The 15,067-nt window shown below is 37.6% G+C and carries 13 protein-coding genes, 2 pseudogenes and 1 riboswitch; all 15 genes and pseudogenes read left to right on the plus strand.

Features of this window, described 5'->3' with window-relative positions; genetic code table 11:
- The first annotated feature begins 7 nt into the window (after positions 1-7).
- The 15 genes and pseudogenes from G602_RS0103860 to G602_RS0103930 all read left to right on the plus strand — a co-directional run bounded on the left by G602_RS0103860 (position 8) and on the right by G602_RS0103930 (position 14,771).
- On the plus strand, positions 8-397 hold the full coding sequence (locus tag G602_RS0103860) for a hypothetical protein (RefSeq protein ID WP_026657769.1): 390 nt from the start codon (positions 8-10) through the stop codon (positions 395-397).
- Between the two features lies 1 nt (position 398).
- Complete coding sequence (locus G602_RS0103865; RefSeq protein WP_026657770.1) at positions 399-731, plus strand: plasmid mobilization protein; 333 nt, start codon at positions 399-401, stop codon at positions 729-731.
- A gap of 8 nt (positions 732-739) precedes the next feature.
- Positions 740-2,143: a relaxase/mobilization nuclease domain-containing protein gene (locus tag G602_RS0103870; protein ID WP_026657771.1), complete on the plus strand. Its 1,404-nt coding sequence runs from the start codon at positions 740-742 to the stop codon at positions 2,141-2,143.
- A 431-nt stretch (positions 2,144-2,574) separates the two neighbouring features.
- Positions 2,575-4,224 carry a DUF2075 domain-containing protein gene (locus tag G602_RS0103875; RefSeq protein ID WP_026657772.1) on the plus strand — a complete coding sequence of 550 codons (1,650 nt, stop codon included), beginning with the start codon at positions 2,575-2,577 and terminating at the stop codon, positions 4,222-4,224.
- 5 nt (positions 4,225-4,229) lie between these two features.
- Complete coding sequence (locus G602_RS0103880; protein ID WP_026657774.1) at positions 4,230-4,550, plus strand: nucleotide pyrophosphohydrolase; 321 nt, start codon at positions 4,230-4,232, stop codon at positions 4,548-4,550.
- A 2-nt stretch (positions 4,551-4,552) separates the two neighbouring features.
- Positions 4,553-6,691, plus strand: coding sequence for a DNA/RNA helicase domain-containing protein (locus tag G602_RS0103885; protein WP_026657775.1), 2,139 nt, complete (start codon positions 4,553-4,555; stop codon positions 6,689-6,691).
- A 6-nt stretch (positions 6,692-6,697) separates the two neighbouring features.
- Positions 6,698-7,876, plus strand: coding sequence for an HNH endonuclease domain-containing protein (locus G602_RS30860; protein WP_026657776.1), 1,179 nt, complete (start codon positions 6,698-6,700; stop codon positions 7,874-7,876).
- 27 nt (positions 7,877-7,903) lie between these two features.
- Positions 7,904-8,299 (plus strand): annotated as a pseudogene (locus G602_RS31975) ((deoxy)nucleoside triphosphate pyrophosphohydrolase); the annotation flags it as partial.
- A gap of 81 nt (positions 8,300-8,380) precedes the next feature.
- A pseudogene (locus G602_RS31980) lies at positions 8,381-8,884 on the plus strand (class I SAM-dependent methyltransferase); the annotation flags it as partial.
- 94 nt (positions 8,885-8,978) lie between these two features.
- On the plus strand, positions 8,979-9,494 hold the full coding sequence (locus G602_RS31315; protein ID WP_242835482.1) for an NINE protein: 516 nt from the start codon (positions 8,979-8,981) through the stop codon (positions 9,492-9,494).
- A gap of 26 nt (positions 9,495-9,520) precedes the next feature.
- Positions 9,521-10,084: a hypothetical protein gene (locus G602_RS25070; RefSeq protein ID WP_044930969.1), complete on the plus strand. Its 564-nt coding sequence runs from the start codon at positions 9,521-9,523 to the stop codon at positions 10,082-10,084.
- An 80-nt stretch (positions 10,085-10,164) separates the two neighbouring features.
- Positions 10,165-10,884 carry an ion transporter gene (locus tag G602_RS0103915; protein ID WP_026657778.1) on the plus strand — a complete coding sequence of 240 codons (720 nt, stop codon included), beginning with the start codon at positions 10,165-10,167 and terminating at the stop codon, positions 10,882-10,884.
- Between the two features lie 465 nt (positions 10,885-11,349).
- Positions 11,350-11,424: riboswitch (cyclic di-GMP riboswitch) on the plus strand.
- A gap of 57 nt (positions 11,425-11,481) precedes the next feature.
- On the plus strand, positions 11,482-12,426 hold the full coding sequence (locus G602_RS0103920) for a DNA/RNA non-specific endonuclease (RefSeq protein ID WP_026657779.1): 945 nt from the start codon (positions 11,482-11,484) through the stop codon (positions 12,424-12,426).
- A gap of 33 nt (positions 12,427-12,459) precedes the next feature.
- Entirely contained in the window at positions 12,460-13,587 is a 1,128-nt protein-coding gene (locus G602_RS30865; RefSeq protein ID WP_026657780.1) for an Ada metal-binding domain-containing protein, read from the plus strand.
- A gap of 497 nt (positions 13,588-14,084) precedes the next feature.
- Positions 14,085-14,771 (plus strand): hypothetical protein, encoded by a 687-nt coding sequence (locus G602_RS0103930; RefSeq protein ID WP_155829676.1) that lies wholly within the window; start codon positions 14,085-14,087, stop codon positions 14,769-14,771.
- Positions 14,772-15,067 lie beyond the last annotated feature (296 nt).

Below are 15,067 nucleotides of genomic sequence, written 5' to 3' on the forward strand. Positions count from 1 at the left end.
AAACTTTATGGAACATAAAACAGGAACTGCCATTGAAAAATGGGATGAGGTAAATGGAATCACTGCACCACCTGTCATAAGGCTTCCCCAGGAACTTGATCCCAACACGATCGGTAATGTCAGAAGAGGCCTTGAAGATCAGGTTGAGCAGAATGATAACAACCTTGATGGCATCATCAATAACGTAGTTAATGTAATTGATGATAACGCGAATGGGATTCCTGATGAAGATGAAAAGATCTATGAAACGCAGGCTGCCTCAGAAAAAGTAAGTATGCCTGAGGGATCGGTTCATGGTAAAGAGGAGAAGTCTTCTCTTTTAAAAATGCTCCATGACTGTAAGCCTGAGGATACTGACAGACCATGCAGGCAACTGCAACAGGAGCTGGTGCTTTGATATGAAACGGACTGATACACAGATCTTTATAAAGATATCACAGGCAGATAAGGATAAGATCCTCTCCAGGATGCATGATGCAGGTGTTACAAATCTTAGTGCATATATGAGAAAGATGGCTATTGACGGGCATATGATCCTTCTTGATCTTTCGGATGTCAATGAAGCAGTCAGACTCATGAAGATAAACAGTAATAACCTGAATCAGTATGCCAAGAAAGCTAACCAGACCGGCAGTATTTATATAGAAGATATCAATCAGCTAAAAGATCAGCAGCAGGAAATATGGGAAGTCCTTAAGGAAATCCTTGTCAGACTTTCCAATATTTATTAGAGGTTATCATGGCAGCAACGAGACTTATTGCAATGCATATCAGTAAAGGCTGGACTTTAAAGGACAGTATAAAAGCAAAGACTGATTATGCAGAAAATCCTGAGAAGACAGAAGGAAAAGAATATGTTTCATCTTATGCATGCTCCGTGGAAGCGGTTGCAGAAGAGTTCCTTCTGTCCTACCGGGAATATGAAAAAAGGGCGAGAAGAAAATATGATCATGAAGTCATTGCCTATCAGATAAGGCAGTCATTTAAACCCGGGGAAGTTACTCCAGAGGAAGCAAACCGGATCGGATATGAAACGGCCATGCGTTTTACAAAAGGCAATCATGCTTTTATCGTTGCGACGCATACTGACAGGGCACATGTTCATAATCATGTTGTGTTCTGCGCATCCAATATAAAACATACTAAAAAGTTCAGGGACTTTCATAAGTCGGGTCTGGTTCTTCAGAAGGTTAGCGATCTTATCTGTCTTGAACATGGATTATCTGTTATTACGCCAAGACCTTATGGTGAAAGAGAAAAGCGGACTTTATTTCCAAAACGGGAAGCATTCCGTGATGTGATCAGGGAATCTGTTGATGCTGCTCTTTCAAAAAGACCCAAGGACTTTGATGATTTTCTCATGGAGCTCCAAAGACAGGGCTATGAAATAAAAAGAGGTAAGCATACTGCCCTGAGGGGAAGGGGACAGAAAAGATATATCCGGTTCCGTTCCCTTGGCGATGGTTATAGTGAAAATGATATCAGGAATAAGATCGGTGATATCGGTAAGGGCAGGAATCCTAAAGAAGCTGTAAAGCGTGATGATAAGTTTGATCTTCTGCTATCACTCCAGGATATCATTGCGAATGGTAAAGGTCCCGGTTATGAACTCTGGGCAAAAAAGTACAATGTGAAAAATGTCATGAAGGCCATTCTCTTTTTCCAGGAACAGGGACTACGGACTTATGAAGAACTTGCCGAGAAGGCAGAAGCTTCAGCAAACAGGTTCAATAAAGTCAGTTCCGAGATAAAACTGATAGAGAAACGTATGGATGAGATCTCAGATCTTCGCGGGTATATCATAAATTATTCCAAAACCAGGGATGTTTATGTGAAGTATCGGGAGAGTGGTTACAGTAAAAAGTTTTTTGCGGAGCATAAGGATGAGATCATGACCCATAAGGCTTCCAAGGATGCGTTTCAAAAGCTTGGAGATAAAAAGATACCCAAGGTCAGCGAACTCAATGCAGAGTTTCAGGATCTTCTGTCAAGGAAGAGAGCTCTTTATGCTGAGTACCGTGATGTGAAGGAAAACATGACAAAGTATCAGATTGCAAAATATGATATAGATAAACTTCTTGAGATAGGCGAAGATAAAACGCCTGACCAGGATAAAAAGAAAGAACGTGAACCGTCACGTTGATCTAAAGGGCACTGCTACAACGGTGGTGCCCATCTTTTTTTATGCCGTTGTCTCGGCGATATTTCATTCAGCTCCGAAAGGAGCGTAGCCAGTTTGAAAAAATGTCAAAGGGGATTGGGGACTTCCCCAACAAGCACAGCCTCGGTATTTACTGAGGCCCTGCTTGCCAACTAGTGACATGACCTGAAGTGCTATGCTATTAAGAATAAGATAAAGCCAAGTTTTACATTTTATAAGTAATGGGGAAGAATAAATAAATCCACCATAAAGCAGCGTTTTGGCAAGTCTGGAAATGAGTATATGGATAAGTTGTATGCAGTGTATTACGCAAAAGAAAAACTGAATAAATCTGATTAAGTAGGGTTTGCTGAATTTGTAGTATACTTATTATAGTTGCTTTACAGATAGTTAATGAAGACTGGAGCAATTATATGGTTAACATTGAAACAACGAAGGAAAATCTTTATGTTATAACAAATCACAGATTTCCAAGCGAAAGCTATGGGAATGATGATTATCTTGGAAACTGGCCGATGCTTTATATCCTGGAAAATGGAAATAAGGTTTATATTGGCGAGTCTACAAATGTTGCTGAGAGAATGAAGCAGCATTATAACAATCACGAGAAAAGGGAATTTAATCAAGTTCACTTTATATACTCTGGTAAATTCAACCAGTCTGTTACTTTTGATTATGAATCTAAGCTTATTCAGTTTGTTTCTGCAGATGGTAAATACATTATTACCAACAAAAATGATGGTATCGCTAATAAGAACTATTTCCGAAAAACAGATTATGATGATACTTTCGAAGAATTATGGAACGAACTGAGGTCATATAATCTCGCCGAGCATACTCTTGAGCAAATCAAGAATAGCGAGTTCTATAAGTATTCACCTTTTAAAGAACTTAATAGGGATCAGAAAAAACTGGCAGATGATATCATTTATGAAATCAGGGCAGGGAAAGAATTACCCATAGTGGTAGAGGGGCGTCCAGGCACAGGAAAAACAATCGTAGCTGTCTATCTGATGAAGTATCTAAGGGATTATGAGGATGAAAAGACTCATGAATATCCATTCCGTGATAAGAAGATGGGATTAATAATTCCCCAGACATCCTTGCGGGCTACGCTAAAGAGTCTGTTCAAAAAGATAGAAGGCCTTGCATCAAAGGATGTTATTGGGGCATCAGAAGCTGTTAAGAGTGGGGAGTGGGACATACTTTTTGTCGATGAAGCGCAAAAGCTTCAGGTAAGGCGAAGTATTGTTGGGTACCAGGCCTATGATAATAACAATAAAAAGCTAGGACTTCCCAGTGATGCAACGGAGCTGGACTGGATTCTTAAGATTTCGAAGACGCCTGTATTCTTTTTTGATCCTGATCAGTTATCCGGACCATCAGGAACGACAATAGAAGTATTCCGGGATAAAGTTAAACTGGAAATGGGGAGAAGGCAGCGCATAGGCGCTTACCTTACGCATTTCTTGAAAATGCAGATGCGTGTTAAAGGTGGAGAAGAGTATATTAATTATGTAAATGATATTCTCCATGACGTTGGCGTTCCGAAAAAGACATTTGCTGATTATGATTTCAAGATTTTTTCAAGCTTTGGAGACTTCAACAAGGAGCTGTATGTAAAGGAAAAAGACATGGAGCTCTGTAGGATGCTTGCCGGATACGCGTGGGAATGGAAAACCAAGAACGATAAAACTGCATATGATATTGAGATAGAGGGAATTAGTAAACGGTGGAATCATTGCCTGAACAACTGGATTAATAGTGATGGTGCTATTGATGAAGTTGGATGTATTCATACCAGTGCTGGGTATGACCTTAATTATGCTTTTGTAATATTGGGCAGAGACATCAGATATGATGAAGTAAACGGAAGGATATATGTAGACAAATCTTGCTATTTTGACAAGCGTGGCAAGCAGTCAGCTACCGAAGAAGAACTCGATCTATATATCAGGAATATTTATTACGTACTTATGACAAGGGGAATCCGCGGAACATATTTATATGTATGCGATGACAAACTCCGCGATTATTTTATGAAATATGTGGAAAGGGCTTGAAGGGAATGGACTTTAAAGAAGTAAAACGAGAGGTTGTACAGTTTACAGAGGATAGAAATTGGGATCAGTTTCATACTCCTGAAAATCTTGCAAAGAGTATTTCTATAGAAGCAGCTGAACTTCTTGAGTGTTTTCAGTGGAATTCTGAGTATGATAAAGAAGCGGTTACAGAAGAACTCGCGGATGTAATGAATTACTGTATTCTTATGGCAGATAAAATCGGTGTAGATATTGAGGATGCAATAATCAGTAAGATAAGGAAGAATGCAGCAAAGTATCCTGTCGAGAAGAGTTACGGGAGCAGCAAGAAGTATACGGAGTTATAAAAATGGGAAATAGTCCTCGATGTTTGTTTGACAGTGATATAAAGACGTTTCTTGAAAAAGATAAAGAGTCTATATTTGGTGTGCTTTGTGACAAATATCATGGTGATGCACTGACTACTACGAGAGAAGCATGGAGCGGTGAAATAGAAATTCTACAGAGAGTTCTTACTTCTTGGAAAGATTCAAGGGGGCGTATCATATTTGAGTATGATATTCCGCGGTTGGGGAAAAGGCTTGATGTAGTATTGCTGCTAAATGGTATAGTCTTTTGCCTTGAGTTCAAGGTTGGAGAATCTAAGATTCAGGAATGCGACGTGGATCAGGTCCTTGATTATGCATTGGATCTAAAGAATTTCCATAAGTATAGTCATGATAAGCTGATAGTTCCGATTCTGGTTGCAACGAAATACAAAAAGAAATCATCGGTGATACAGGCATCTGTCTATAATGACAGAGTTGTTAATCCATTAGTTACTGGAGAAACAGGGCTTGGAGTTTTACTTGAAGAAATATTGCAGCATTTTCCGGATGAATCATCTGTAGATCCTAATTGGATTATTAGTCCGTATGCACCGACTCCAACAATAATTGAGGCTGCTAAAGCATTGTATGAGAGTCATTCGGTTGAAGATATCACTAGACATGAAGCTGACAAAGTGACTACAGATAGAACTATAGCATATATCTTAGACGTAATACATAAGAGTAAAAGGAATGGTGAGAAAAGTATCTGCTTTGTGACCGGAGTTCCTGGAGCGGGTAAAACCCTGGTTGGCTTGGATGTGGCAGTGAAGCAGACTTACCAAGGCTCTGATAAGCCGATAGAGGATGAAGGGGCAGTTTATCTTTCGGGGAATGGCCCACTAGTGGCGGTACTCAATGAAGCTTTGGCAAAAGATAACTTTGCAAAGTGCAAGGAAAGGGGAGAAGCGAAGAAGCTTTCGGATTCCAGGCGTGAAGTGGGTAAGTTTATCCAAATTATCCACAGATATAGGGATAATATGCTCGCCAAGATAAAGAATCCTGTTGAAAATGGTGTACTTGAAATTGATCCGGCAAAAGCAGTGAAAATGCAGGATGCTGGATATGGCGAAGTTGAGCATGTAGCTATTTTTGATGAAGCGCAGCGTTCATGGACTCATAAGAGACTTGCAGATTACCTAAAGAGAGGTGGAACTTACGGTAATAAGCTTAAAGTTCCAAACTTTCCAATGTCGGAGGCTGCTTTTTTGATATGGGCACTTGATCAACGTGAAGACTGGGCTACCATAGTATGTCTTGTTGGTGGAGGACAGGAGATAAATACAGGGGAAGCTGGGATTACAGAATGGATCAGGGCTTTGAATGATAAGTTTACTCACTGGAAGGTACACATTTCCCCGCAGCTTACAGAGTCAGAATATGCTGAAGGCAGAGTTAATGAATTACTAAACGATAACAGAAATGTGACTTATGCGCCTGATCTTCATCTCGGAGTATCTCTTCGCTCCTTCAGAGCAGAGAAACTGTCAGCGATGGTCCATGCTCTTCTTTCCCTGGATTCGAGTGCTGCTTCCATCTATTCTGAAATAAAAGATAAATATCCTATTTTTCTGACAAGGGATATGGAAACAGCAAAGAGATGGTTGCACGAAAAGGTCAGGGGTACAGAGCGGACCGGAGTGTTAATTACAAAGGAATCGGCAAGATATAAACCACTTGGAATACATGTATTGCAATCTGATGTTGATAACGCAGTTCACTGGTTCCTGGAAGACAAAGCTGATACCAGATCTTCAAACTACTTGGAGGATGCTGCTACTGAAATTCAGGTGCAGGGACTGGAATTGGATTATACGTGCCTTTTATGGGATGCGGATATGCGTTATGAGAATGGCGATTGGCATTATTACAGGTTTAATGGCAAAGAAAGATGGAATGAACTTATACCTAATAGCGAGAGTCGTTTAGAGCAGATGAAGTACATGCTGAATGCATATAGAGTATTGCTTACCCGTGCCAGATCAGGAATGATCATATGTGTACCTGAAGGGAATTCGCATAAGACAACAACAGGATTCTGGGAAGATGAGACACGCTTACCGGAATATTATAATGGAACCTATGAGTATCTGAAGAGCATTGGATTTGAGGAAATATAAAAAACAATGGCTGATTTTGATCCTAAGAAAATCGAATATAGCTTACGAATAGAAGGAGACTACTATAACCAGCTGGATATAGAGGGCTTCTCTCTTATGATGAAGAATCCGTCTTATTGCTATAAGTTTTATTGGCTGGAAGCTATTGTGAATTTGATTTCAGAAGACGTAACGGAAACTACTTTTGATGAAATCATAAATGAAATGATTGCCAATGCCTGGTACTCTGTACTGGAGTTTCATATTCATCTTAGCGGGATTGTGGTCGGTGAAGTAAAGGATGGTTTGGAAAGGGCAGTAAAAAAGCTTAGTGATATTAGTGAGCTTCCGGCAAATGCATCGAAGCTTGAGATAAAGAATGCTATTAAGGAGCATGACGCTGAACTTAAAGCGGAAAAAGAACAGCTTACAAACATGGTGCCCTACAGGGCACTTGCTGGTTTTTTCGGCAAAGTAGATGAAACTGCGGATTGGGAAAGCACTCGCAGGATGATTGCCTATATTGAACGTGTAAATAAGGTGAATATACTTCCATATACTTTGGGGAGTAGTAGTAAACTCAAAAAAGAAGTGTATTTTAATCCGTCTTGGATAAAGATGATACAGGATAATACTGTTTCAATTTTGGGGTGGATACAATTTGAAAAGGTAAAGTGGCTTCAGAATAATAATCCCGAGGTGCCAGGGCTTGTTTACAAGCTGGCGCCAATGGATGAGAAAATGCGGAAGCTGAATGCTGTAAGAAAGCTATGGGACGCTGTATTGGAGATAGAATCTGTTTCAGATGTTTTTACTGACAATCCTATTGATTCTAAAAAATATGATGTTGATCATTTTATTCCATGGTCGTTTGTAATGAATGATGAGTTATGGAATCTTATGCCAATGGATTCATCGCTTAATTCGTCTAAGAGTAATAAGCTTCCTGAGTGGGAGCCCTTTTTTATAAAGTTTGCAAATAATCAGTATCTTCTTTATCAGATGATACATGATAAAGAACGACCTATTTTCCATAAGCGCTTTGAGGCGTGCTATAAGGATAATATTCATTCTGTTTGGGCAAACCAGGAATTATATCGGCCAGGTAATACGATAGAAGAATTTGAAAATATACTGGAAAAGAATATGAGACCGGTCTATGACTCTGCAAGACGGCAGGGTTATGAGCTGTGGAAGATTAGCTAAATAAAAGGTAAGAGAGAAAAGACATAAATGAAAACTGTTAACGTAGTCGCAGCAATAATCTGCGATGATTTCAAAAGAAAAACAAAGATATTCGCAACCCAGCGTGGATATGGAGATTATAAAGATGGCTGGGAATTTCCTGGAGGAAAGATTGAGGAAGGTGAAACTCCTGAAGAGGCGTTAGTAAGAGAAATTCGAGAAGAACTTGGTGCAGAGATTGAGGTACATGACCTTATTGATGTAATTGATTATGATTATGAGACTTTTCATCTTCATATGAACTGCTACTGGGCGACAGTTGCAGAAGGAAAACTACTGCTTTTGGAGCATGAAGCTGCGAAGTGGCTTGAGATTAATGAGCTTAGAAGTGTGGACTGGCTCCCTGCGGATCTGGCGTTACTTCCAAAGATTGCTGAGGCTATGGTTGATAATAACGTAGAGTATTATGACATGAATGCTGATTCATTCTTTGCTGGAAGTGTTAATGCAGATATGTCATATGAGAGGGATAGATTCATAGCACTTCTTCCTGAACATGGTCGCGTTTTGGATGCAGGCTGTGGAAGCGGACGGGATAGTAAGGCATTTATGGAGGCAGGCTTTATAGTAACAGCTTTTGATGCATCCAAGGAAATGCGAAAGAGAGCGTCTGAATATCTGGGACAGGAAGTTCTGGATATGAGGTTTGAGGATATCGATTTTCATAATGAGTTCGATGGGGTCTGGGCCTGCGCGTCACTTCTTCATGTGCCGGTGAATCAGCTGCCAGAGACAATGAAGAAGATGAATGCTTCGCTTAAGAGTAGTGGCGTTATATATGCTTCGTTTAAATATGGCGATGGTACGAAGATGCGCGGAAATCGTAGATTTAGCGATTTGAATGAGAATAGTATTGTTACGCTGTTTGAAGATGCGGGATTTGTGATAATTTGCAATGAAGTTGGTACTGATAATAGACCTGGTAGAGAAAATGAAATGTGGGTCAACGCTATAGGGAAAAAGCTTTAATAAGCAGAGGTTTAGTGAACTTTGAGTGAAATGGGCTGTGTTTTTTGTGATACAATTATTTCAATAGAACAAAAATGATAGGAGAAACAATTATATGAAGTGTCCAAATTGTGGGGCAGAATCTAATGGTAGCTTTTGCAGCTTTTGCGGATCAAAAATGCCTGAGCAGCAACCTAATATTAGTATTACGAATAATTATTATGGTTCGAACTCACCGAATGTTAGTAATCCAGGCGTTAATGCAGTGACAATTTTATGTCCAAAATGTGGTAGTGATAAAATCTCTTTTCAACGAGAATCAAGCGGTACGAGAGGATATCACAAAACCGTGGGTATGTGCAAAAATTGTGGCCACACTTGGATAACAGCACAGGATGCTCAACCACTTTATACTGATTATCACGCAGCGTCTCCTAGGAACAAATGGGTCGCATTGGTATTATGCATTTTCTTAGGCTATTTTGGTGTCCATCAGTTTTATGTTGGAAGAAAGGGATTGGGATGGATCTACTTGTTCACTGTTGGCTTATTTGGGTTAGGTTGGATGGTAGACATTGTTCTCATTGCTACTGGGAAATTTAAAGATGCCCAGGGAAGATTGTTGTTATGATTCTTTAAAAGAGAGGTAAGGTGGACATGAATAAATATTTAAAAAAGTCGATTGTATGTACATTGTTGTCATTAGTATTGATGTTAGAACTTCCGATGGCTACAATTCATGCAGATACAACTGTATATACGACTGCAACTGGCACCAAGTATCATTTCTCAAGAAGTTGTAGAGGGCTAAGCAGAGCCAAGAATATCTATGAGACTTCATTATCTGATGCTAAAGCAAGTGGATTGACGGCGTGTAGTATATGCTCTTCAGGTAGTTCTAACAATTCTAATTCTTCGTCATCAGATAAGAAATCATCTGATGATAATACCAATTCAGAAAGCAATTCTGATTCAAAAAAAGAAACCGTATCTTTGACGACTGATAAGAAAAAGGCATCTGTTCATGTTGGGGATACTATCATCCTGAAAATTAAGGGGAATAAGAAAAAGGTCACTTGGACTGCATCAAATAAAAATGTTAAGTTCCAGAAAAAAACAAAAACACAGGCCAAACTAAAAATGCTTAAAGCTGGAAAAACAAAAGTCACGGCCAAGATAAAAGGCAAGACATATAAATGGACATTGACCATTAAAAAATGATTATAAGCTGTGGCGATTTAAATGATTGCCGCAGCTTTTGTAAATGATAGCCTAAATTACATATGTCAGAGGATGATAATATGCGTAAGAAAATTTATGAAATTATCGAAGTTGCTGAAGATGATAATCAACTAAGTAGACTATATGATGTGATAATGCTTTTTTTTATTCTACTAAGCATTATTCCGTTGACTTTCAAAGAAACAAATAGGCTTTTTTATGCAATTGATAAGATTACTGTTTCAGTTTTTATAATGGATTATGCTCTCAGATGGATTACCGCGGATTATAAACTTGAAGGAAAGAAGATGTCTTTTGTAAGATATCCTTTTACCGTTTGGGCTATTGTTGATTTGCTATCGATTTTGCCTTCGTTGACTACGCTGAAGAGTGGGTTTAAGCTCTTGAGATTATTTAGGATGATAAGAACGTTCAGAATCTTTAGAATTTTTAAAGCACTGAGGTATTCAAAAAGCTTGATCATTATAATAAATGTGCTGAAGAAATCACGACAGGCATTATTTGCCGTTTGTTCTTTGGCTATAGGATATGTTTTGGTAGCTGCGCTCGTGATATTTTGCGTTGAACCTGAGAGTTTTTCATCTTTCTTTGATGCAATATACTGGGCTACGGTTTCTTTGACCACAGTTGGATATGGAGATATTTATCCTGTGACTGTAGTTGGCAGAGTTGTGACTATGTTTTCATCATTCTTTGGAATAGCGATTGTTGCACTACCGGCGGGAATAATAACAGCCGGATACATGAAAGAGGTAGATAAAAAAGACATTTCAGAATGATTTTGGATACTTTTTTTAAAATGAGGACAAAAATAAGAAATGTGTAGTCATTATTGTTGTAATTTTTTGAAAAATCAAAGAAACAAGCAAAATTTAGGATGCTTAAGCCGGAAAAATAAGGATAAAAGCCAAAGTAAATGGTAAGACTTATACCTGGGAACTTACAATAAAGAAATAAAATGTAGCTGTGGTAATTTGGGAGGATTACCACAGCTATATTTGAATAATAAATTAGTACTGATTTAAGTAAAATATGATCGAGACATATTTTTTGCCAAAATGGAAAAATAAAGCAACAGATCATATCATTCATAACATTTATATACTTAAGGGTTCGCTCTATAGTTAATATATAAATACTGATGAGCCCTTGTAGCATATCTTAAATGAATATTTAATGGTCTTTTATTTTTTTTATTTTTGTAATATAATGGCTTGGCGTTAATATTCGAAGTAGATATACTTGTTGATATTAAGTAAAACCAGAGCAATCTGGCGACACAAAGCTATAGGGACTCATAGAGTTAGCCAGCTGCATCTTTAGTTATGGATCTTGCAGTGGCAAGATCTTTTTTGGGAGTTAAGAAGGTGAGTGTTATGAAAAGAGAAAATATAAATTATAAAAGAGGGATAGGATTAGCTTTAGGTCTGATTTTATCCTTGTTTGTGTGTACGCCTATTAGCGCAACTGCGAAGCCTGATATTCCTGCATATGATGGTAAAGTATCTATAGCTATAAATGAAAACATCCCGACTTTTTCTTCATCAGAAATAACAACAATATCATATGAAAAATACGGGGAATTAGATAAATTGGGCAGATGCACGGCAGCGGAAGCGTGTGTTGGAAAAGAACTAATGCCTACAGAAAAACGTGGCTCAATAGGGATGATTAAACCTACAGGATGGAATCAAAACAAATATGAAGGATTAGTTAATTCAAATCCTCCGTATTTATACAATAGATGTCACCTTATTGGATATCAATTGACAGGAGAAAATGCAAATGAGAAGAATCTAATAACAGGTACAAGATATTTTAATATTGAAGGAATGCTTCCTTACGAAGATGAAGTTGCAGATTATGTAAAAAATTCTAGCAATCATGTCATGTATCGTGTAACACCTATCTTTGATGGCGATAACTTGCTATGCAAAGGTGTGCAGATGGAAGCCTATTCCGTAGAAGATAAGGGAAAGGCGATAAGCTTCAATGTCTTTTGCTATAATGTACAACCTGGTGTAATACTAAATTATTCAGATGGGACTAACTATAAAGATGAGAATTATGTTTCAAAAACAAGTTCGAAAAATGAAACTCCTCAAAAGTTAGAAACGACATCTAATATTGAGAAAGAAACGACTGCAACAACCACGAATGATAATACAGCATATATAGCAAACAGAAATACAAAAAAATTTCATTATCAGACATGTAGTAGTGTTAGTGAAATGAAAGAAAAAAATAAACTGTATTATAATGGAACGCGAGAAGAACTGATAGAACAAGGATATGCACCGTGTAAAAGATGTAATCCATAAAAATTAAGAAAATTTAGTAAAGAGGAGAAAAAGATGTCTAAGATATGGGCGATTGTGCAATGGGTTTTGGCAGGTTTTAATATTTTTATGGCCATCGGCTGTTTTATGAACGGTGGGCTATATATTATAAGTGGAGTATTATTTCTTGCTCTTGCAGTGGTAATATCTCCACTGAGAAAAAAGATTTTTAGTTTTTTGCCTCCAAAATTTCAGAATGGAATTGTTACTATAGTATCTTGTATAGTACTAATGATTGGTAGTTTTGCAACACTCCCATCATCACAATCAAATGAGAAAGTAGCTGACGATAAAGAGGATCAAACAACAGAACGATTTGTTGAAACTGATAATTCTATAGAGGAAGCATCTGATGAAGAAATGGTAAATGAAGATAGTAATATCGAGAAATTGTCATTTCGTTCTAGTGAAGACATTGAACTTGTTGAGGGTGATGAGAAATCTGGTAGTTACTTAAAAGCAAAAGTTAAAGATCGAGATTCGTTTTCAGAAAGCGATGTGGTTTTTGTTAGTAAAAACCCAGAGATAGCCACTATTGAATTTTCCAAAGCTGCATTGACAGATTATCTATATTACAGTATCAAAGGCATATCTGAAGGTGAGACAGAAGTATATGCGATGTCTAAAGACGGAGCCATTGAGTCTGAACATGTAAAAGTAACCGTTAAGATAGATGAAGAAAAAATAGCTAAGGAGAAAGAAGAAGCAGAAAAAGCTGAAGCGGAGAAAAAGGCTACTGAAGAGGCAGAAAAGAAGGCAGAAGAAGAAAAGTTGGCTAAGGAAAAAGTAGATGCTGAGGCTCAAAATGCTGAGAATAATGAGGATGTGGCTAAAACAACTGATGAACAAACTCCGGATTCAGCTGTTGCTTCTGTAGCTGCGCCAGAGACAGAAGTGCCTCCCACATCTGAAGTAGATAACAGTTCTAGCGGTGACGGTGATGGTAGTAACTTCAACACATACAATAACCCAGAACAGCAGAATACGACAGAAGAATATGTGCTTAATACAAGCACAAAGAAATTCCATCGTCCCAGTTGTTCTTCAGTACCAACAATAAGTCCATCTAATTATGCAACAGCGTCAAATAGAGATGAAATAATTGGTCAAGGTTATCAACCATGCAAAAAATGTAACCCTTAATATGAAAAAACGAGGGATAGCAATTTTATAATTTTTAGAAAAAGCAGTGGAGAACGCTGAAATTGTATGGTGTTCTCCATTTTTTTATCAGAGATTCAGTATTATTTAATCTGTAAGCGCTAAATTGTTCGGTGGGTAGCGCGACCACCACAATTATATTATTAGGTACAAGGACTTTTGCCCGTAAAATATACCCCAACCCATACGGGCTGGGGCACCTTAACAATTCACATATGATTAAGAACACATTACATCGAAAAATTCCTTTTGATGCTGCTGGTAAAGATCTTTTAGAGTTTTTTTACACTCTGGATTCCAAGGACAGAGCTTTTCATGTTCCTCATCACTTGTTCCTACTGAGGGGGGGAGACGCTGATGCGGTATATTGGATATTTACCAGGATGATGACTTATCCGCTTTTCTACTTAAAAAAGTGGTGTGATATAATTAAAAAGTCATATGATTTTGCTCAAAATAACAAGAGTGTGGGGGATGTTATGGGAAGAAAAAAAGTCATTAAATTATTCAGCATGTTACTAATTGTATCATTTCTCTTTGAGAGTCAGCCAAGTGTGGTATGCGCTGCGGATAAAGCACTTCAATTTAATTTTAGTAAAGCTCAGACAAAGAGTGATCAGAATTATTTTGTTCATATTTATAGCAACGAGAGTATACAAGCTGTATTTGCTGATTCTAAGATTTCTTATGATTTATATATACCCAAAAAGATCATGAAAGGATCTGGGGTGAGCATAAGAAGTAATATGGGTTTTGTTGAGCATCAGACAATGCTGCAGATGGCGAGTAAGTATTCATTTTCGGTTGATCCAAGTGGAAATTTATGTGGATTTGAGAATATAAAGGGACGCGATAGTGCGCCTCAAGAACCTATGAATAAAATAAAGAAATATGCTAAGGTTAAGAAATACAAGGATTATTACAAATTGTCAGTAAAAAATCTGCCAGTGGTGGAATATTATAATGACACTCCTGTAGATGGGTATACTTATGATTCATTTGCTTTTTGTTTGATACTTAATGTTAATGGAAAGAAGATGAAATCAAAGATGTATATTGATAATCTGACATTTCAATCTGGTAGAAAAGTCACCTGCAAGTTTAACAAGAAAGAAAATGTGTTTATCACTGCGGATAATAAGACAAAGATAGCAAAAATAAAATAATAAAGATATACAAAACGGACTCTGAGATCAATTAAGTAAATTGATGACGGAGTCCGTTTTGTTTCGTGTAATGAATAAAGGTGCTGTTAATAGGATTCAATACAATAATAAAAAAAGAATAATAATATCATACTTATTTAATAATCATTTAATCTTTATTGGTTGATATGGGATTATGGCAAATGTAAAAATATTAGTATAAATAGGCACCTTTGTAATGTCAAATAGAAGTATGGCTCATGAATACAAAATGCATATATAAAAAATAAGAAAAATGATTTTGCCAAATGATAAGG

Origin of the sequence: Butyrivibrio sp. AC2005, from assembly GCF_000424145.1 — a bacterium.
Lineage (GTDB): Bacteria > Bacillota > Clostridia > Lachnospirales > Lachnospiraceae > Butyrivibrio.